The organism is Exiguobacterium aurantiacum DSM 6208 (assembly GCF_000702585.1).
GTDB classification, from domain to species: Bacteria; Bacillota; Bacilli; order Exiguobacteriales; family Exiguobacteriaceae; genus Exiguobacterium; species Exiguobacterium aurantiacum.
On the sequence record NZ_JNIQ01000001.1, the window covers coordinates 543,832 to 562,500 of the forward strand.

Sequence of the window (18,669 nt, forward strand, 5' to 3'; positions counted from 1 at the left end):
TATGAGCTTTGGAATTACGGTCGTCGGGCTAGGATCCGGCGAAATGGAGCAACTTCCGCTCGGTGTGTATCGCCATTTGAAACAGCAGCCCCTCGTCTGGTTGCGCACGAAGGACCATCCTGTCGTCGCTGAACTGGAGGCGGACGGTGTGCATTTCGAATCGTTTGATTCGGTATATGAGTCGTGCGACACGTTCGAGGCTGTCTACACCGAGATTGTCGAGACGCTCCTGACTAAAAGTGAAGAGCTCGCCATCACGTATGCGGTCCCAGGTCATCCGTTCGTCGCCGAACGAACGGTCGAGCTTTTAATAGAGAAAGGTGCCGACGTCACGTTCCTCGGCGGGCAAAGCTTTTTAGACGCCATGTTCCAGGCGTTGCGCATCGACCCGATCAACGGGTTCCAATTACTCGATGCGACGGCACTTGATGTCGAACGGATTCAAGTGACGCAACACGTGTTGATCGGCCAAGTGTATGACGGATTCGTAGCCGGAGACGTGAAAGTCCAGTTGATGGAACGCTATCCGGACGAGCACATCGTCAAACTCGTGACGGCTGCCGGGACGAAACGCGAGCGGGTCAGTGAAATCCCGCTCTATGAGATGGACCGCGTGGCAGAAGTCGACAACTTGACGACGCTTTATGTGCCACCGTTGACGGATGAAACGCATTTGGCGCGCGAATTTTCGACGTTGACGCACATCATCGCGACGCTCCGCGGTCCGGACGGGTGCCCGTGGGACAAGAAGCAGACGCACGAGTCGCTTCGCAAATATTTGCTTGAAGAGGCGTATGAGTTGATCGAGGCGATTGATGCCGAAGATGACGACGCGATCGTCGAAGAGCTCGGTGATGTGTTGTTACAAGTCATGCTCCACGCCCAAATCGGAGCGGACGACGGCTATTTCGATATCCGGGACGTCATCGGATCGATCAGCGAGAAAATGGTACGTCGTCACCCGCATGTGTTTGGCGATGTGACGGTGCGTGACGCGAACGATGTCATTTCCAACTGGAATGTGATTAAACAGACCGAAAAAGGGGAAAAGAAGAAATCGCAGCTAGACGGTGTCCTCATGACGCAACCAGGCTTAATGCGCGCGGAACAACTGCAAAAGAAAGCAGCGACGGTCGGGTTCGAATGGGACGACGTCAGCGGAGCGTTCGAAAAGCTCGAAGAAGAATTACGGGAGTGGAAAGAACGTCCAGAAGACGAGACGGAGCTTGGTGATGTGTTGTTCTCGATTGTCAATGTCGCCCGCTATTATGCGTTGAACGCCGAACAAGCGCTCGAACGAACGAATCAAAAATTTAAGAGACGGTTTGAATATATCGAGGCGAACGGTCCGATTGAGGACATGACGCTCGAGCAGATGGACCGGCTCTGGAATGAAGCGAAGGAGCAGGGATTATGAGATTAGACAAGTTTTTGAAAGTGTCGCGTTTGATCAAACGACGTACGTTAGCCAAAGAAGTAGCCGACCAAGGACGCATCGAACTGAACGGACAAACCGCGAAAGCGAGCACGGACGTCAAGGTCGGGGACGAGCTTCAAATTCGCTTCGGCAATAAACTCGTCACGGTCGTCATCGATTCGATTGCCGAACATGCACGCAAAGAAGACGCGAAGGAAATGTACCGCTTGATCAAAGAAGAAAAGGTGAACAGTGGTACGGAAGCGTAAAAAAAAGGTATACTGGACGTACTAGGACAGGAGGAAGGTGATTCGATGAATGGACGTACCCCGATCGATCGCAAACAGCGAATTCGGGCTCTCGACGAACGGAGAGAACAGCTGGAAAAAGATCAGACCCGGCGACGTATCCATCTTCGACGCCGCCTGGCCGCGGCCTCGCTCCTTTTCTTGTTGATGATCGTGTTGATCGGTCAGAGCTACTTCACAAAAGTCGGCTACGTTTCGGAGCAAGAGCGAAATCAGAACGAAGCGCAAGTCGAGTTGAATGAAGTGAAAGAAGAGCAAGCGGAATTGCAGGAGCAGGTCGAACGTTTACAAGACGATGAATATATCGCCAATCTCGCGCGCAACGAGTTGTTGTTTTCGAAAGATGGCGAGATTATTTTTTACTTCTCACCAGAGGAATAAGTCGCTTCGTTGACCGTTGACGAAACGACTCGTATAATTGTAGGGAATCAATCAAAAAAAGGAGTACATTATTTTATGTCAATTGAAGTAGGAAGCAAGGTACAAGGTAAGGTTACAGGGATTACGCATTTCGGAGCGTTCGTAGAACTTCCAAACGGAAAAACAGGTTTGGTGCACATCAGTGAAGTGGCGGATTCTTACGTCAAAGACATCAATGAAGTCCTCACGGTCGGTCAGGAAGTCACGGTCAAAGTATTGAACGTCGAGAACGATGGCAAAATCGGGTTGTCCATCAAGAAAGCGGTTGACCGTCCTGTGAGCGAACGTCCTGAGCGTCCGGCAGGCGAGCGTTTCTCTCGCGGCCCACGTCCAGGTGGCCCAGGTCAAGGTCAAGGACCACGACCAGGTGGCCCAGGACAAGGTCCACGCGGCGGCGGTGGCCCACGCGGTGGCGGCGGTCCACGCGGTGGTGGCGGACGTCGTGAAGTACGTCGTGAGCCTGAAACGTTTGACACGTTGATGAGCAAGTTCTTGAAAGATAGCGACGAGCGTCTCACAACGTTGAAACGTCAGACTGATTCGAAACGCGGTGGGCGTGGAGCCAAGCGCGGGTAACCCTTCGTAAACCACTAGCTTCTACTCGTAACGATACAAGCTTTTTCACATGCGAACTGCATTGCCACAGACGTGAACCGTCTGTGGCTTTTTTGTCGTTTAAATAGTTATAAAAAATAACTAAAAAAGGTTGCATTTTTCAGAAGAAGCGAGCACAATAGGGAACATGAAAAAATAGTTATGTTTTATAAGTGAAGGTGGAGGAACAGATATGAATGGATGGAAACTATGGAAGGCCGAGTGGCGAAGCATTGGGAAAGATCCGCGGGTATGGATCCCGATTCTAGCGGTCGTGCTCGTGCCGCTCATGTATGCGGGGATGTTTTTATGGGCGTTTTGGGACCCGTACGGTCAGATGAAGGACTTACCGGTCGCCATCGTCAATGAAGATAGCGGGGCAACGTTCGAAGGTGATTCACTCGCGATCGGAGATGAGCTCGTCGATAAACTGCTCGCTTCGGAAGCTTTTGAATTTGTTGAGACGACTAAAGAAGAGGCGGAATCGGGCTTACAGGACCACGCCTACTATATGACGATTGAGATTCCAAAGGACTTCTCGGAGAAGGCGACGACCGCACTTGATGATCAACCGGAACGGCTCGAACTCAAGTATATCGCCAACGAATCTTATAACTTCTTGGCCGCTCAAATCGGCGGTTCAGCGATGGAACAAGTAAAAGCGGAACTATCGACGGAAGTGGCGAAGCAGTACGTCAGCGCGTTGCGGGATGGCATTGATGAAGCGGCCGCTGGTCTTGGGGAGGCGGCAGACGGCGCCTCACTTCTCGCTAACGGTTCGGAGACGGCGAAGAACGGTGCGACCCAACTTGCCGATGGCGCCGCACTCCTCGCTTCGAAACAGCAACAACTTGCAGACGGAGCGGGTCGTTTAGGTGAAGGCGTGTCTCAACTCGCAACGGGCACGACCGATTTGGCTGATGGTAGTCGACGAGTGTATGAAGGAAGTGCGGCCCTGTCAGATGGGGCCCGTCGCGTGGATGACGGCGCGTCCGTCCTCCTAGACGGAACGAATCAACTCGTCGAAGGAACGACGGCATTCGCCTTGAAACTTGAGGAGCTGCATACGGGCGCGAAGTCGCTTGACGAAGGGATGCGACACTTGGCGGCGGGGATTGATCAAGCGAAGTCTGGCAGTGAACGGCTCGTCGCCGGCTCGAGTGAGTTGGCGACCGGGATGACGAACGCCAAACAAGGCAACGCCGCGCTCTTGGCAGGGGAGACCGAATTGATTGACGGCATCGGACAAATGAAGACGATGCTACTCGCCAATCAAGACGAATTGATGCAACAACTTTCGGCGTTGGCACAATCGGGTCAACCGATTCCTCCAGAAGTGCTTCAACAAGTAGTAAGTCGACTTGAGGAAGGTCAACAGGCCACGGCGGCTGGGTTTGACGAGCTCACGGTAGGGGCGACACGTGTCCGAGACGGACAAGCCGCGCTAGACGCCGGCTTAACGAAAGCAGAAGCAGGAGCGAATGAACTTGCTTCAGGTTTGGCAGCACTGAATGAAGGACAAGCCGAGTTGGCCGATGGGGCCACGGCGCTCGCTGCCGGTTCGGCCCGACTCGAGCAAGGGGCACAGACGGCTGCGGCGAGTTCGAATGAGCTCGCATCAGCGAGTACGACGTTGAACGCCGGTGCAGGGCAGTTGAGAGACGGGACATCTGAACTGGCTTCGGGCAGTACGCGTTTGACAGAAGCGACCGGTGCGCTGACGGACGGAAGCAAGAAGCTCGCTGCCGGCGCGAAAGACGCGGAAGACGGAACGCGCACGCTGTCTGACGGGGCGATACAACTTGCTGATGGCGGGGCGACGATTGCGTCAGGAAGCAGCGAACTGAAGGACGGCTTGTCTGAACTCGAGTCAGGGAATGCCACGCTGCGTGACGCGTTGGCCGAAGGAGCCGACCGAGCGTCCATCGATCTCGGAGACGACAACGTCGACATGATGGCGGGTCCGGTCACGGTCGTAAACGATTCGATTCATCACGTGCCGAACTACGGGACGGGCTTTGCCCCGTACTTCATGTCGCTCGGCCTCTTCGTCGGGGCACTTTTGCTCTCGATCGTCTATCCGCTCTACGACCCGGCAGGTAAACCGAAACGAAGCTTGTCTTGGCTCGCCTCGAAATCGGGCGTCTTGATTGTCATCGGGTTCGTTCAAGCGCTCGTATTAGACGTCGCGATGGTATACTTGCTCGGGTTAGAAGTCGATGCGCCACTTCAGTTCTTCGGATTCAGTTGGCTAGCGAGCATCACGTTCTTAATGATCGTCCAACTGCTCGTGACGGTACTCGGGAATCCGGGACGCTTCGTCGCCATCATCCTGCTCATCTTGCAGCTGACGACGTCGGCCGGAACGTTCCCGTTAGAGCTGATCCCACGGGCACTCCAACCGTTCAACGCGTTACTCCCGATGACGTATACGGTGGCCGGTTATAAAGAAATTCTATCTGGCGACGGTGCGCAATATTTACAGTCGGCGACGATTTACCTCCTGCTCGTCTCGCTTGCTTGTCTCGGGCTGTTATGGGGTTATTTCCGGATTGCTTGGAAAAAGAAATATCGGGGTATTCCGTCTGAAGCGTGATGTAAAAGGAAACGAAAATCGTGTATAGTGAGGAAGACGACACTGTACACGATTTCTTTTATAAAAAAACTTTAAAAAAGAATTGACACGAACGTGGTGACTGGTTATTATAGAAAATGTGCTTAGGACACAACACAATAACATGGCGGTGTAGCTCAGCTGGCTAGAGCGTACGGTTCATACCCGTGAGGTCGTGGGTTCGACTCCCTCCGCCGCTACCATTTTATTTAGGCCCGTTGGTCAAGCGGTTAAGACACCGCCCTTTCACGGCGGTAACACGGGTTCGAATCCCGTACGGGTCACTTACCTAAGCGAACAAGTCATCTCATCTGAGGTGGCTTTTTTTGTTATCTCAAGGAGGGCGGAAGATGCCAAACGTATTGCTGGCCGTATCGGGCGGAGTCGATTCGATCGTATTGCTTCATCAGATGGTCGCGAAAGGCCTCGACGTCGGCGTCGCGCACGTCCATCACGGACAGCGCCGTGCATCCGATGAGGAGTATCGGTTCGTCGAACAGCTCGCGCGCGAATATGGCGTCCCGTTTCACGGCAAGCGGTTAATCATCGAGACGGCGTCACAAGCAGCTTACCGGGAAGCGCGTTATGCATTTTTCGAGACGGTCATGCAGGAGTGCGGCTATCGTGAGTTGATGACGGCCCATCACGCCGATGACGTCGTCGAGACGGTGTTGATTCAATTGCATCGCAACGTCGTCGAAGTGACGGGCATCCCGGAGCGTCGCCCGTTCGGCGGCGGGGTGCTCGTCCGTCCGCTGTTAGATGAAACGAAACAAAGTCTCATCGCCTACGCGCGACAGCACGATCTCGAATGGCGTGAAGACGCCACGAACGCGAAGACGGATTATTTGCGTAACCGAATGCGTCATCTCGTCATCCCCCCGTTACGGGCGGGGTGGCCGACGCTCGTCCGGGACGTGTGTGCAACAGCACGCGCGAACCGACGAACATGGCAACGACGTTATGCGGCCATGACCGTATGGATGGACCGTCACGTCGATCTTGAAATGAAAGCGTTTCATGTGAAACTTGAAGCGGTTATGGTCTTGTCGGCAGAAGAACGTTATGTGCTCGGGCGGCTTTTATCCGAGCGATTCGGGGTACAGGTAGCGGAAGGTATGACGCGACTCATGCAAAGTAAACGAGGGACGGGTGTGTACGATGTGGGCGGGGATTTTCGTTTAGAGAAGCGTGACGGCGGCATCGCTCTGACGGAACGAGGACAACTGTCAATCCCGTCGCCGCAACGAGTCGAGACGCTCCCGACACGCGTGACGTTCGGTGAACACGTCGTTTCGCTTGAAGTGACGGAAGATGGTCGTGGTTTCCCGCTCGATGCACTCGAGTGGCCGCTATACGTCCGTTCACCACGACCGGGAGACCGGATTAGCCTCTCGGTCGGGACGAAGAAAGTCGCCCGTGTGTTGATTGATGCAAAAGTCCCGCGCGAAAAACGTCCGTTTATCCCGTTATTAGTTGACGCAACTGGTCGAATTATCGCTATAGTAGGAATAAGAGTTTCCGACTTTCCAGAGAAGTCGGATGCGAGATGCCCACGATTAATGGTAAAATGGTGATTGTGTCGGATTAGAAAGAGGAGGATTTCAAGATGTCATTAATGAACGATATGGAAAAGGTGCTCATTTCGAGTGAAGAGATTCAAGGAAAAGTGAAAGAACTCGCGGTAACGCTCAGCGAAGAATATAAAGAAGAGTTTCCGCTTCTCGTCTGTGTATTGAAAGGCGCGATGCCATTCATGTCAGACCTCGTCAAAGAAATGGATATCCATTTAGAGATGGATTTCATGGACGTGTCGACGTATCACGGAGGGACGTCTTCGACAGGTGAAGTGAAAATCGAGAAAGATTTAAACACGTCTGTAGAAGGTCGTGACATCTTGATTGTAGAAGATATCATTGATAGCGGGCTCACGCTCGGTTATCTCGTAGACCTCCTTAAATATCGTAAAGCGAAGTCGGTGAAAATCGTGACGTTGCTCGATAAGCCAACAGGACGTAAAAACGGATTGTCCGCAGATTATAGCGGTTTCGTGATTCCTCACGAATTCGTCGTGGGCTACGGTCTCGATTATGAGGAGAAATATCGTAACCTTCCTTACGTCGGTGTGCTCAAGCCGAGCGTTTACGGGGGCTAACGTTTTTCTTTTGAAAATGTGACGTGGTAAGATAAAAGAAATACCCAAAGTATACACATATACTGAATGGGCGAGAACATCGTTTCTCGGAATAGGAGGCAGAGAATGAATCGTGCAGTGAAAAACACCTTAGTTTTCGGTGTGATTTTCCTAGCCTTGATCTTGTTCCTTCAATATTTACAAAACCCGAGCAGCCAGAGCGAGACGCTCACGTACTCGAAGTTTTTGGAATATGTGGAAGAAGGTCGGATTGAAACGGCGACCGTGCAAGAAATTCCGGGTGCCATCTCGATCACAGGTGATCTTTCAGGAGATGAAGACCAGCGTTTTGAAACGAACATCCCGGCCAACGAGGCCGAATACGCCGAAGTGCTCTCGTCACTCCGTGCGAATACGGACATTAGCGTCGAAGAAGCAGAGTCAAGTGGGAACTGGTTCAGCATCGTGTTTGCGATCTTACCGTTCATCATCATCTTCATCTTGTTCTTCTTCTTGCTCAACCAAGCCCAAGGCGGCGGCGGTGGCGGTCGTGTGATGAACTTCGGGAAATCGAAGGCGAAATTGTACGATCAAGAGAAGCGCCGTGTGACGTTCAAAGACGTCGCCGGAGCGGACGAAGAGAAACAAGAGCTCATCGAAGTCGTTGAATTCTTGAAAGACCCGCGCAAGTTCTCGAAACTCGGGGCGCGCATTCCGAAAGGGGTCCTTCTCGTCGGTCCTCCAGGGACAGGTAAGACACTCCTCGCCCGTGCGGCGGCGGGTGAAGCCGGTGTACCGTTCTTCTCGATTTCAGGTTCTGATTTCGTAGAGATGTTCGTCGGGGTCGGGGCATCACGTGTCCGTGACTTGTTCGAGAACGCGAAGAAGAACGCGCCGTGTATCATCTTCATCGATGAGATCGATGCGGTCGGACGTCAACGTGGTGCCGGTTTAGGTGGCGGCCACGATGAACGTGAGCAGACGCTCAACCAATTGCTCGTCGAAATGGACGGGTTCAGCGACAACGAAGGGATCATCATGATTGCCGCGACGAACCGTCCGGATATCCTTGACCCAGCCCTTCTCCGTCCAGGACGTTTTGACCGTCAAATCACGGTCGATCGTCCGGACGTGAAAGGCCGGGAAGAAGTACTCAAAGTTCATGCCCGCAACAAACCGCTCGATTCGACAGTTGACTTGAAGTCGATCGCGCAGCGGACGCCTGGATTCTCAGGTGCTGACTTGGAGAACTTGCTCAACGAGGCGGCGCTCGTCGCTGCCCGGTCTGACCGCTCGGCAGTATCGATTGTCGACGTTGAGGAAGCGATTGACCGCGTCATCGCGGGACCTTCGAAGAAGAGCCGCGTTATCTCGGAGAAAGAACGTCAAATCGTGGCTTATCACGAGGCGGGCCACACGATCATCGGTATCGAGCTTGAGAACGCTGACGAAGTCCATAAAGTGACGATCGTTCCACGCGGAAACGCGGGCGGCTATGTCGTCATGCTTCCGAAAGAAGATCGTTACTTCATGACGAAACCAGAACTCGAAGATAAGATTGTCGGTCTTCTCGGTGGCCGCGTGGCGGAAGATGTGATCTTCGGTGAAGTATCAACCGGAGCGAGCAACGACTTCCAACGCGCAACGGGAATCGCTCGGAAGATGGTCATGGATTACGGGATGAGCGACAAACTCGGACCGCTCCAACTCGGATCAAACCATGGCGGACAAGTGTTCTTGGGACGTGACTTCCAAACGGAACAAAACTACTCGGATGCCATCGCCCAAGACATCGATCTTGAGATTCGTGATATCATCAACCGCTGCTATGCGAAAGCGAAGCAAATTTTGACGGAACGTCGTGACGATCTCGAACTCGTTGCGAAGACGCTTCTCGAAGTCGAAACGCTCGACTCGAAGCAGATTCGTCACTTGATCAAGACGCGCGAGTACCTTCCGCATGAGCCGGAAGAGCCGTCGACACCATCGACGGACGATTCGAACGACGAAGCGAAGAAAGATGAGGCGGCCGTCAAGCACGGTCAAATCATCGATCAACCTGAGTCGGTTCAAGAAGTGAAGCCGGATGTCGTCCCGGAAGGCGATAAGCCTGAGGCGACACCAACGGAACGCCCGAACAACGAATCGCGTTAAACGAAAGAGACGAATGCCCTAGATGAGGCATTCGTCTTTTTTCGTGTTATAATTCGAGCGAACTGTAATTGACAACAAAGTGAGGAACTATATCATGATTTTAGTGATCGATGTTGGGAATACAAATATTGTTCTCGGGATGTATGATGGCGAGACGCTCGTCCACCATTGGCGCATCTCGACGGACCGTACGAAAACGACCGATGAGTATGGCATGCTCGTCAAGTCGTTGTTTGACCACTCGAACGTTTCGTTCGATCAAATCGATGGCGTGATTCTTTCGTCCGTCGTCCCGCCCGTCATCTTTCCGCTTGAACAGATGTCGCAACGCTACTTCAACGTCCGCCCGATCGTCGTTGGCCCGGGCGTGAAGACAGGGCTCGATATCCATGTCGATAATCCGCGTGAAGTCGGGGCCGATCGCATCGTCAACGCGGTCGCTGGTATCGCGAAATATGAGGGTCCGCTCATCATCGTCGACTTCGGTACGGCGACGACGTATTGTTATATCGATGCATCCCGTCGCTATCACGGGGGCATTATCTCGCCGGGAATTATGATTTCGGTCGAGGCGCTCTATCAACGGGCGGCCAAGTTGCCTCGCATCGAGCTCGCGACTCCTCCGACTGTCGTCGGAAAGAACACAATCCAGGCGATGCAATCGGGAACGTATTACGGGTATGTCGCGCAAGTCGACGGAATCGTCAGTCGTATGAAGCGCGAAGTCGGAGAGGCGACCGTCATCGCGACGGGCGGTCTCGCTCGTCTCATCAGTGAACATGCCGAAACGATCGACGTCGTCGATTCCTTCTTGACGCTCGATGGGCTCCGCCTCATCTATGAGCGCAACCAGAAATAAATTTAAAGGAGTTACTCAATATGATCCAACCAGAACAACAAGCGTTACTTGACCAAATGAAAGCAGACTATCTCGTCCGAGCGTTAGGGTTCAACGGAGAAGTCCGCGCCTTTGCCGTTCGTACGACAAAAACGATCTTTGAAACCCAGCTTCGCCACCAGACGACACCGGTCGCTTCGGCTGCCCTTGGCCGGACGATGACGATCGGTACGATGATCGGGGCGATGCAAAAAGGTGCCGCCCGTGTCACGCTTAAAGTCGAAGGTGACGGTCCGATCGGGAAAATCATCGTCGATGCCGACACAGCCGGCGATGTCCGTGGTTACGTGTCACATCCGCGCGTCGAAGGTGGAACGTTCGTCAACGACCACGGATTGACGAAACTGAAAGTCGGTGAAGTCGTCGGTCGCGGTACGATCTCGGTCATCAAAGATCTCGGGTTGAAAGACTATGTCGGTGGATCGTCTGAAATCCAAACCGGAGAGATCAGTGAAGACTTCACGTACTACTTCGCGACGTCAGAACAAGTTCCGTCAATCGTCGGTGCGGGCGTTCTCGTCCTTCCGGAAGATGAATCGATTCTTGCCGCGGGTGGGATCATCGTGCAATTGATGCCGGATGCGTCAGAAGAAACGATTCAAGCGTTAGAGAACGCGTTGAAGACGTTCCCGCCGGTCTCTGTGTTAATTGGTGAAGAGAAGACGCCGGAAGAGATGCTCGGCATGCTCCTCGGGGACAGTCTCGAACTGCTCGACAACAAACCGGTCCAGTTCAACTGCACGTGCAGCCGCGACCGGATGGAAGGCGCCATCATCGGCCTCGGTGCCGAAGAGATTCGTCAAATGATCGAAGAAGACGGCGGAGCCGAAGCGGTCTGCCATTTTTGTGGGGAAAAGTATCACTTCTCAGCTGAACAGTTAGAAACGATGAAACAGCAAGCACGTTAAGCGGTTCGTTCCAAATTGCATATTTTCAAACTGATAGGGTATGATTACAATATCGGAATAGTCGGAATTATGGAGGAGGAAATAGCATGCGTATCGTAGATTCAGTGACAGATTTGATTGGGAAGACACCGATTGTGAAATTGAACGGTCTTACGGGACCGGATGACGCCACGGTTTATATGAAGTTGGAGTATATGAATCCAGGGTCGAGTGTAAAAGACCGGATTGCCTTAGCGATGATCGAGGCGGCCGAAAAAGACGGTGCCTTAAAACCGGGTGACACGATCATTGAACCGACGAGCGGGAACACCGGAATCGGTTTGGCGATGGTCAGTGCCGCTAAAGGGTACAAGACCATTCTCGTCATGCCGGAAACGATGAGCATGGAACGTCGCAACTTACTTCGCGGTTATGGCGCTGAGCTCATCTTGACGCCAGGTCCGGAAGGGATGGGCGGAGCGATTCGCCGCGCGACAGAAGAAGCTGAGGCGAACGGATATTTCCTCCCCCAACAATTCAACAACGTGGCCAACCCGAACGTCCATGAGATGACGACAGGACCAGAAATCGTCGAGGCGTTTGAAGCGGCCGGTTTGGACGTCGATGCGTTCATCGCGGGCGTCGGTACAGGCGGTACGATCACGGGAGCCGGTAAAGTGTTGAAGGCGAAATACCCAGACGTGCAAATTTTGGCGGTCGAGCCAGTCGATTCACCGGTCTTGTCGGGCGGAAAGCCTGGTCCGCATAAAATCCAAGGAATCGGGGCCGGCTTTATCCCTTCGATCCTCGATACGGAGATTTATGAAGGCGTCCTTCAAATCACGACGGACCAAGCGTTCGAATATGCTCGACTCGCGGCGCGTACGAACGGCGTCCTCGGCGGCATCTCGTCAGGTGCGGCCATCGCTGCAGCAGTCGACACAGCTAAACGACTCGGCAAAGGCAAAAACGTGCTTGCGATCATCCCGTCGAACGGGGAACGGTACTTGAGCACACCGCTCTATCAATTCGACGAAGAATCGGACAGCGTTCGTTCATAAGGAAAAGGGGCAGTTACCGAGAGACAACATCTTTCGGGAACTGCCTTTTCTTGTGTACAATTAAAGGCATGAACTAGAGGAACGGGGGAATGGGATGTGAGGACGACAGCGTTCAAAACAATCCGGATGACAAAAGAGAGCATGTACGAGACGTATTTGACGTTGACGGAAGGAAAAGAGCGTTACGCGTGGCTCGAGAGCGGTCGAGTCGGGCGGTATACGGTAGCGGGAGTCGAACCGTTCGCTACGCTTCACGTGAAAGACGAGGTTGGAACGCTCACGACCGAGGCCGGGACAGAGACGATCCACGGTCGCCCGCTCGATATCGTCGAATCGGTGCGTTCGCGTTTCGTGGCGACGCGGCCGACCGGGGCTCCGCCTTTTTTTGGCGGGATGATCGGATATGTCAGTTACGACGTCGCCCGGACGCTCGAACGTTTGCCGCGAGAAGCGGAAGATGATTTGGCGACACCGGACGTATCGTTCTTGTTGTTCGACGAGGTGGCGGTGTTTGATGAAGAAGACTCGCTCTTATACGTGATGGTCACCGGAGACGAGGACGTCGACGTGAAACTTGAACGCTTTGCCGCTCTTTGGCATACGGAGACGAACTATACGTTCGGACCAGTCGCACACGATGCGGTCGAGCGTTCGCGTTCGCTCTCCCGCGAAGAATTTGTCGCGGCGGTCAAGAAGATTCAACACTATATCGTCGAGGGCGACGTGTTTCAAGTGAATTTGAGCGTCAGGCAATCCGAACCGCTCCTCGCCGACCCCCGTCACGTTTACGATACGCTTCGGCGCATGAATCCATCCCCGTACATGGGCTATTTTAAGGATGATGCTTTGACGATGGTGTCGGCTTCTCCGGAACTGTTGATCGAAAAGCACGGGTCCGCGATCTCGACCCGCCCGATCGCGGGGACGAGGCCGCGCGGTCGCGACGAGAAAGAAGACATGGAGTTGGCGCGCACGTTGCTCGACAATGAGAAGGAGCGGGCCGAGCACGTCATGCTCGTTGACTTGGAGCGCAACGACCTCGGCAAAGTGGCGGCGTATGGAACGGTGCACGTCGATGAGTTGATGGTCATCGAGAAGTATTCCCACGTCCAACATATCGTCTCGAACGTCCGCGGGGTGATACGTCCCGACGTGTCCGGTGCCGAGGCGCTCGGAGCAATGTTCCCAGGTGGAACGATCACCGGCGCCCCGAAAATTCGAACGATGGAGATTATCGAGGAGCTTGAACCGTTCCGCCGTGGGATTTATACGGGGTCGTTCGGTTGGATCAGTTGGGATGATGACCTCGTCTTCAACATCACGATTCGGACGATGGTCGTCAAAGACGGCATGGCCCACGTCCAAGCTGGTGCCGGTATCGTCATCGATTCCGATCCGGTCGCAGAATATGAAGAATCGCTGTCGAAAGCGAAAGCGCTATGGGCGGCGAAAGCGTCAACGGAGGCGACGACATGATATTACTCATTGATAACTACGATTCATTCACTTACAACTTGGTCCAATACTTCGGGGAACTGGGCGAGCAGATCGTCGTCCGGCGAAATGACGACATCACGCTCGAAGACATCGACACGTTAAGTCCGGACTATCTCGTCATCTCACCAGGGCCCTGTACGCCGAACGAGGCCGGGATCAGCATTGAGGCGATTCGTTCGTTCGCCGGTCGTATCCCGATTCTCGGCGTCTGTCTCGGGCACCAAGCGATCGCGCAAGCGTTCGGCGGTGAAGTCGTCCATGCCGAACGTCTCATGCATGGAAAGACGTCGCCGATTCGCCATGACGGGAAGACGATTTTTACGGGAATCCCGCAAGAGACGATCGTGACACGGTACCATTCGCTCGCCGTAGCCCGGGAGTCGTTCCCCGACTGTCTCGAAGTGACGGCGGAAACACAGGAAGGCGAGATCATGGCGCTACGGCATAAGTCGTTGCCAATCGAAGGGGTCCAGTATCATCCGGAGGCAATTTTGACGGAACACGGCAAAGAGATGGTTCGAAACTTCATTGAGGTATACCGCCATGTGGCTTTGGCATAACGGCGAATTGCGCGGAAGCGATGAAGTGACGATTCCCGTATACGATCACGGCTTTCTATACGGGATGGGCTTGTTCGAGACGTTCCGAACGTTTGAAGGACACCCGTTTCTATGGGACGCGCATTGGGAGCGACTAGAGAAAAGCATGGAGGCGCTTTGGATCGACCTCCCATATAAGAAACAAGACATCGAGCAGGCGATCCAAGACGTCACCCGTCAAAATAACGCGCCGAACCTCTATATCCGGCTCAACGTCTCCGCGGGAGTCGCACCGCTCGGTCTTCATGACGGACGTTACGTGCGACCGAACGTGACGCTCCTTGTCAAACCGTTGCCCGACGCGTTCGAACCGGTCGAGAAGACGCTTGAGGCGCTCCCATTTCCGAGAAGCCGGCCCGAGGCGGCGTTCCGGCTGAAATCTCATCATTATATGAACAACATTCTCGGGAAGCGCGCGCTCGTCGACCGAACAGCGGAAGGGTTGTTCGCGGATGAGACGGGACGCGTCGTCGAAGGTCTCGTCTCGAACGTATGTTGGACGGACGGTGATGGCCGGCTTTGGACGACCCCGCTCTCGACAGGGGCTCTGGCCGGGGTGACCCGTCAGTGGGTGATCGACACGTTTGACGTCTCCGAACGCGACGTGACGTTCGCGCAACTGGCCGAAGCGACCGAAATTTGGCTCACAAATTCGGTACAACAGATCGCCCCGGTGACGGAATTTGCAGGGAAGCGTTTCCCGGGACGACGAGGAGAACATTTTATCGACGCCTGGTCGGTTTTGATCCAGACGATTGAAAAGGAGAGTGCGAAATGACAAACGTGATGGGCATTTTAAACGTGACGCCGGATTCGTTTTCGGATGGCGGGCGCTATACGGCGCTTGATGCTGCGGTGGCGCACGCGAAGCAACTCGTCATAGACGGCGCCGACGCGATTGACGTCGGGGGTGAATCGACTCGCCCGGGGGCACAGCTCGTTTCAGCTGAAGACGAGATCGCCCGGGTCGTGCCGGTCATCCGTCGTTTGAAACAAGAGCTAGACGTGTTAGTCTCGATTGATACGTATAAACCGGAAGTGGCGCGAGCGGCGCTGGAAGCGGGAGCTGACATCATCAATGACGTCTGGGGTTCGAAGTGGGGAGATCGTTCGATGGCGGACGTCGCCAAAGCGTTCAACGTTCCAATCATCCTTATGCATAATCGCGACAATCGAAATTATGGTCACTTTATCGAAGAAGTCGTCGGTGACATGCAAGAGTCGATTGAAATTGCCCACGAAGCCGGGGTGCCGGATGAATTGATTTGGCTCGACCCGGGCATCGGGTTCGCCAAAGATTATGAACAGAACTTGGAGCTCTTGAATCGACTCGACGTCATCACGAACCTCGGCTACCCGGTATTGCTTGGAACGTCACGCAAGTCCTTCATCGGACAAGCGCTCGACTTACCGACCGAAGAGCGGGGGGAAGGGACGATCGCGACGACGTGTCTCGGTATTATGAAAGGCTGTGCCTGGGTAAGGGTTCATGACGTGCTCGCGAATAAGCGGGCAGCCCGGATGATGGATGTAATGTTAGGAGGCGGACAACGTGGATAAGATGTATGTGAACGGAATGCGCTTTTACGGGTATCACGGTGTGTTTGAAGAAGAGAATCGGCTCGGACAACGGTTTCATATCGATTTGATGTGTGAACTGGATCTCGCGCCAGCCGGCCAGTCCGACAATTTGGAAGACGGCGTCAGTTATGCCGGGCTTTATCAACTGACGGAAGACATCGTCACGGGGGAAGCGGTGAACCTTCTTGAAACACTTGGCGAGCGCATCACGAAGGCGGTGCTCGCCCATAGTGAGAAGATTCAAGCGGTGACGGTGAAGGTCATCAAACCGGATCCGCCCATCCCTGGGCATTACGATTCGGTCGCCATTGAGATGACACGGAGGCGAAACGGATGATTTATGTCGCACTCGGTTCAAACATTGGAGAGCGGGCAAGTTATTTGCATGAAGCGATTCAAGCGATGGAAGCGGACGGCCTTCAAGTGACGAAACAGTCGGCCGTGTACGAGACGGCACCGGTCGGTTATACTGAGCAACCTTCGTTTTATAATATGGTCGTTGAAGTGGCGACGACGCGGTCGGCGGAGGAAGTACTGTCACTCTTACAACAAATCGAACAGCGGCTCGGGCGGGAGCGGTTGTTCAAGAACGGACCTCGCACGATCGACCTTGACATCTTGGTGTTTAACGGCGAAGATATACAATCGAAGCACTTATCTGTACCGCATCCGCGGATGCATGAACGCGCTTTTGTCCTTGCCCCGCTTGCGGAGATTGCTCCGTCGCTCGAGGTGAGAGGAAAGACGGTTCAAAAGCTGCTCGTCGCCCTTCCGGAGTCGGAACGAAGCGATGTCATTCGGCTTGAACCGTTACAGTCACTTGTCAATCCGGTGTAACGTCAGTAAAAGGAAGTGGATCTATGTCAGGATTTAAGATTGGGAACGTGGACATTAAAAATCGGGCGGTCCTTGCCCCGATGGCCGGCGTCACGAATCCGGCGTTCCGACTCATCGCCAAAGAGTTCGGTGCCGGACTCGTCTGCGCTGAAATGGTAAGTGATAAAGGCATACTGTTAGAGAACGCTCGTACGTTACGGATGCTCTATGTAGATGAACGTGAGAAGCCGCTTAGCTTACAGATTTTCGGTGGGTCGAAAGAGACGCTCGTACGGGCGGCTCAATACGTTGACCAAAACACGAACGCCGATATCATTGATATCAACATGGGATGCCCTGTCCCGAAAGTAACGAAATGCGAGGCGGGCGCAAAATGGTTGCTTGACCCTGATAAAGTCTATGAGATGGTGGACGCCGTCTCGAACGCTGTCGAAAAACCGGTGACCGTGAAGATGCGTCTCGGTTGGGATGAAGAGCACGTCTATGTGCTAGACAACGTCAGAGCCGCCCAGTCAGGCGGGGCCGCGGCGATTGCCATTCATGGACGTACCCGTTCCCAACAATATGAAGGAACGGCGAATTGGGACTGGATCGGTGAGGCGAAAAAGATTGCGACCGTCCCGATTATCGGGAACGGCGATATCTCGACGCCGCAAGAAGCGAAGCACGCGATCGACCATTATGGCGTTGATGCCGTCATGATCGGGCGAGCGGCACTCGGGAATCCGTGGATGCTCTATCAGACGGTGCAATATTTAGAGACAGGTGAACTCCCGCCGGAACCGGCAGCGCGTGAGAAGATTGATATTTGTATGTTGCATCTCGATCGTCTGATTGCCATCAAAGGTGAGCTGACCGCGGTACGTGAGATGCGCCAACATGCGGCCTGGTATTTGAAAGGTCTAAAAGGAAGCGGTCCGGTTCGTAAGCAAATCAATGAAGTTGAATCTCGGGATGCGTTCGGGATTGTGCTCTATCATTTTGTCGAACAGCTCGAGCGACAAATGCAAGAAGTGTGAACTAGTGTAAAAAAGTGATTTATGGTAAGCTTGTTTGGCGAAAAAGCGATACGCAATGAGCGAACGGCTTAGGCTGTGCTGTTGGCCATCAGGTCGACAGTTTTTTATTAGAGAGAAACCTAATACGTATAGAGGAGTGAATGGAGTAGTGAGTCACGAGTTGGAAATGAACGACCAAATGCAGGTGCGTTTTGAGAAGATGACCGAGATGCGTGAACAAGGGCTTGACCCGTTCGGACGTCGGTTCGAACGCTCTGCCCATGCCGGTGAATTACATGAGCAGTATGAGGCGATTGAAAAAGAAGCCTTGGCCGAACAAGACGTCGAAGTGACGCTTGCTGGACGAATCATGACGAAACGTGGAAAAGGGAAAGTGTTCTTTGCCCATATCCAAGACGTAACAGGACAAATCCAAATCTACGTTCGTAAAAATGACGTAGGTGACGAACCGTTCGATTTATTTAAATCATCTGACCTTGGAGACATCGTCGGTGTGAAAGGGAAGTTGTTCAAGACGAATGTCGGCGAATTGTCGATTCATGTTGAGGAGTTCGAACTCTTGACGAAAGCGCTTCGTCCGCTTCCTGATAAATATCACGGCTTAAAAGACGTCGAGCAACGCTATCGCCAACGTTACTTGGATTTAATT

19 protein-coding genes and 2 tRNA genes (1 of these 21 only partly in view) are annotated in these 18,669 nt (G+C 53.6%); all 21 read left to right on the forward strand.

All coding sequences use genetic code 11. The annotated features are described in order from the left end of the window. The first annotated feature begins 1 nt into the window (after position 1). Positions 2–1,417, forward strand: coding sequence for a bifunctional methyltransferase/pyrophosphohydrolase YabN (yabN, locus tag P398_RS0102980; protein ID WP_029334024.1), 1,416 nt, complete (start codon positions 2–4; stop codon positions 1,415–1,417). Beyond that, positions 1,414–1,686, forward strand: coding sequence for an RNA-binding S4 domain-containing protein (locus tag P398_RS0102985; protein ID WP_024372358.1), 273 nt, complete (start codon positions 1,414–1,416; stop codon positions 1,684–1,686). Before yabN ends, P398_RS0102985 begins: the two co-directional genes overlap by 4 nt. Positions 1,687–1,731: 45 nt before the next feature. Next, entirely contained in the window at positions 1,732–2,106 is a 375-nt protein-coding gene (locus tag P398_RS0102990; protein ID WP_024372359.1) for an FtsB family cell division protein, read from the forward strand. Positions 2,107–2,181: 75 nt separating this feature from the next. After that, positions 2,182–2,721 (forward strand): S1 domain-containing RNA-binding protein, encoded by a 540-nt coding sequence (locus P398_RS0102995; protein WP_024372360.1) that lies wholly within the window; start codon positions 2,182–2,184, stop codon positions 2,719–2,721. Positions 2,722–2,932: 211 nt separating this feature from the next. After that, positions 2,933–5,335: a YhgE/Pip domain-containing protein gene (locus P398_RS0103000; RefSeq protein WP_029334026.1), complete on the forward strand. Its 2,403-nt coding sequence runs from the start codon at positions 2,933–2,935 to the stop codon at positions 5,333–5,335. Positions 5,336–5,479: 144 nt separating this feature from the next. After that, positions 5,480–5,556 (forward strand) — tRNA-Met (locus P398_RS0103005). 9 nt (positions 5,557–5,565) lie between these two features. Next, positions 5,566–5,637 (forward strand) — tRNA-Glu (locus tag P398_RS0103010). Between the two features lie 66 nt (positions 5,638–5,703). Further along, positions 5,704–6,930 (forward strand): tRNA lysidine(34) synthetase TilS, encoded by a 1,227-nt coding sequence (gene tilS / locus P398_RS0103015; RefSeq protein WP_029334027.1) that lies wholly within the window; start codon positions 5,704–5,706, stop codon positions 6,928–6,930. A gap of 32 nt (positions 6,931–6,962) precedes the next feature. Then, positions 6,963–7,508 (forward strand): hypoxanthine phosphoribosyltransferase, encoded by a 546-nt coding sequence (gene hpt / locus P398_RS0103020; RefSeq protein WP_024372363.1) that lies wholly within the window; start codon positions 6,963–6,965, stop codon positions 7,506–7,508. 105 nt (positions 7,509–7,613) lie between these two features. After that, the gene (gene ftsH, locus P398_RS0103025) at positions 7,614–9,641 is read left to right on the forward strand and encodes an ATP-dependent zinc metalloprotease FtsH (protein ID WP_029334028.1); all 2,028 of its coding nucleotides are present in this window, start codon (positions 7,614–7,616) and stop codon (positions 9,639–9,641) included. A 94-nt stretch (positions 9,642–9,735) separates the two neighbouring features. After that, positions 9,736–10,500, forward strand: coding sequence for a type III pantothenate kinase (locus P398_RS0103030; protein ID WP_024372365.1), 765 nt, complete (start codon positions 9,736–9,738; stop codon positions 10,498–10,500). Positions 10,501–10,520: 20 nt separating this feature from the next. Then, positions 10,521–11,447 carry an Hsp33 family molecular chaperone HslO gene (gene hslO, locus P398_RS0103035; protein ID WP_051151439.1) on the forward strand — a complete coding sequence of 309 codons (927 nt, stop codon included), beginning with the start codon at positions 10,521–10,523 and terminating at the stop codon, positions 11,445–11,447. 86 nt (positions 11,448–11,533) lie between these two features. After that, on the forward strand, positions 11,534–12,487 hold the full coding sequence (gene cysK, locus P398_RS0103040) for a cysteine synthase A (RefSeq protein ID WP_029334029.1): 954 nt from the start codon (positions 11,534–11,536) through the stop codon (positions 12,485–12,487). 126 nt (positions 12,488–12,613) lie between these two features. Beyond that, positions 12,614–13,963 carry an anthranilate synthase component I family protein gene (locus P398_RS0103045; protein ID WP_081828324.1) on the forward strand — a complete coding sequence of 450 codons (1,350 nt, stop codon included), beginning with the start codon at positions 12,614–12,616 and terminating at the stop codon, positions 13,961–13,963. Then, positions 13,960–14,544 (forward strand): aminodeoxychorismate/anthranilate synthase component II, encoded by a 585-nt coding sequence (gene pabA / locus P398_RS0103050; protein WP_029334031.1) that lies wholly within the window; start codon positions 13,960–13,962, stop codon positions 14,542–14,544. Before P398_RS0103045 ends, pabA begins: the two co-directional genes overlap by 4 nt. Beyond that, positions 14,528–15,361, forward strand: a complete 834-nt coding sequence (locus P398_RS0103055; RefSeq protein WP_029334032.1) for an aminotransferase class IV — start codon at positions 14,528–14,530, stop codon at positions 15,359–15,361. The genes pabA and P398_RS0103055 overlap by 17 nt, the downstream gene beginning before the upstream one ends. Then, a complete protein-coding gene (gene folP / locus P398_RS0103060) occupies positions 15,358–16,143 on the forward strand; it encodes a dihydropteroate synthase (RefSeq protein ID WP_029334033.1) in 786 nt (261 codons plus the stop codon). The genes P398_RS0103055 and folP overlap by 4 nt, the downstream gene beginning before the upstream one ends. Then, positions 16,136–16,501 carry a dihydroneopterin aldolase gene (gene folB / locus P398_RS0103065; RefSeq protein ID WP_029334034.1) on the forward strand — a complete coding sequence of 122 codons (366 nt, stop codon included), beginning with the start codon at positions 16,136–16,138 and terminating at the stop codon, positions 16,499–16,501. Before folP ends, folB begins: the two co-directional genes overlap by 8 nt. Then, positions 16,498–17,001 carry a 2-amino-4-hydroxy-6-hydroxymethyldihydropteridine diphosphokinase gene (folK, locus tag P398_RS0103070; protein ID WP_029334035.1) on the forward strand — a complete coding sequence of 168 codons (504 nt, stop codon included), beginning with the start codon at positions 16,498–16,500 and terminating at the stop codon, positions 16,999–17,001. The genes folB and folK overlap by 4 nt, the downstream gene beginning before the upstream one ends. 23 nt (positions 17,002–17,024) lie before the next feature. After that, positions 17,025–18,020: a tRNA dihydrouridine synthase DusB gene (gene dusB / locus P398_RS0103075; RefSeq protein WP_029334036.1), complete on the forward strand. Its 996-nt coding sequence runs from the start codon at positions 17,025–17,027 to the stop codon at positions 18,018–18,020. 148 nt (positions 18,021–18,168) lie between these two features. Beyond that, on the forward strand, positions 18,169–18,669 hold the beginning of the coding sequence (gene lysS, locus P398_RS0103080; RefSeq protein WP_024372375.1) for a lysine--tRNA ligase. Its footprint extends 990 nt past the window's final position; 501 of the gene's 1,491 nt are visible here — the first part of the coding sequence; the start codon lies at positions 18,169–18,171; its stop codon lies off the right edge, out of view.

Excerpts from the sequence above, each read along its gene's own strand:
- yabN (WP_029334024.1), top strand. The coding sequence starts at position 2 with ATGAGCTTTGGAATTACGGTCGTCGGGCTAGGATCCGGCGAAATGGAG.
- P398_RS0102985 (WP_024372358.1), top strand. The coding sequence starts at position 1,414 with ATGAGATTAGACAAGTTTTTGAAAGTGTCGCGTTTGATCAAACGACGT.
- P398_RS0102990 (WP_024372359.1), top strand. The coding sequence starts at position 1,732 with ATGAATGGACGTACCCCGATCGATCGCAAACAGCGAATTCGGGCTCTC.
- P398_RS0102995 (WP_024372360.1), top strand. The coding sequence starts at position 2,182 with ATGTCAATTGAAGTAGGAAGCAAGGTACAAGGTAAGGTTACAGGGATT.
- P398_RS0103000 (WP_029334026.1), top strand. The coding sequence starts at position 2,933 with ATGAATGGATGGAAACTATGGAAGGCCGAGTGGCGAAGCATTGGGAAA.
- tilS (WP_029334027.1), top strand. The coding sequence starts at position 5,704 with ATGCCAAACGTATTGCTGGCCGTATCGGGCGGAGTCGATTCGATCGTA.
- hpt (WP_024372363.1), top strand. The coding sequence starts at position 6,963 with ATGTCATTAATGAACGATATGGAAAAGGTGCTCATTTCGAGTGAAGAG.
- ftsH (WP_029334028.1), top strand. The coding sequence starts at position 7,614 with ATGAATCGTGCAGTGAAAAACACCTTAGTTTTCGGTGTGATTTTCCTA.
- P398_RS0103030 (WP_024372365.1), top strand. The coding sequence starts at position 9,736 with ATGATTTTAGTGATCGATGTTGGGAATACAAATATTGTTCTCGGGATG.
- hslO (WP_051151439.1), top strand. The coding sequence starts at position 10,521 with ATGATCCAACCAGAACAACAAGCGTTACTTGACCAAATGAAAGCAGAC.
- cysK (WP_029334029.1), top strand. The coding sequence starts at position 11,534 with ATGCGTATCGTAGATTCAGTGACAGATTTGATTGGGAAGACACCGATT.
- P398_RS0103045 (WP_081828324.1), top strand. The coding sequence starts at position 12,614 with ATGACAAAAGAGAGCATGTACGAGACGTATTTGACGTTGACGGAAGGA.
- pabA (WP_029334031.1), top strand. The coding sequence starts at position 13,960 with ATGATATTACTCATTGATAACTACGATTCATTCACTTACAACTTGGTC.
- P398_RS0103055 (WP_029334032.1), top strand. The coding sequence starts at position 14,528 with ATGTGGCTTTGGCATAACGGCGAATTGCGCGGAAGCGATGAAGTGACG.
- folP (WP_029334033.1), top strand. The coding sequence starts at position 15,358 with ATGACAAACGTGATGGGCATTTTAAACGTGACGCCGGATTCGTTTTCG.
- folK (WP_029334035.1), top strand. The coding sequence starts at position 16,498 with ATGATTTATGTCGCACTCGGTTCAAACATTGGAGAGCGGGCAAGTTAT.
- dusB (WP_029334036.1), top strand. The coding sequence starts at position 17,025 with ATGTCAGGATTTAAGATTGGGAACGTGGACATTAAAAATCGGGCGGTC.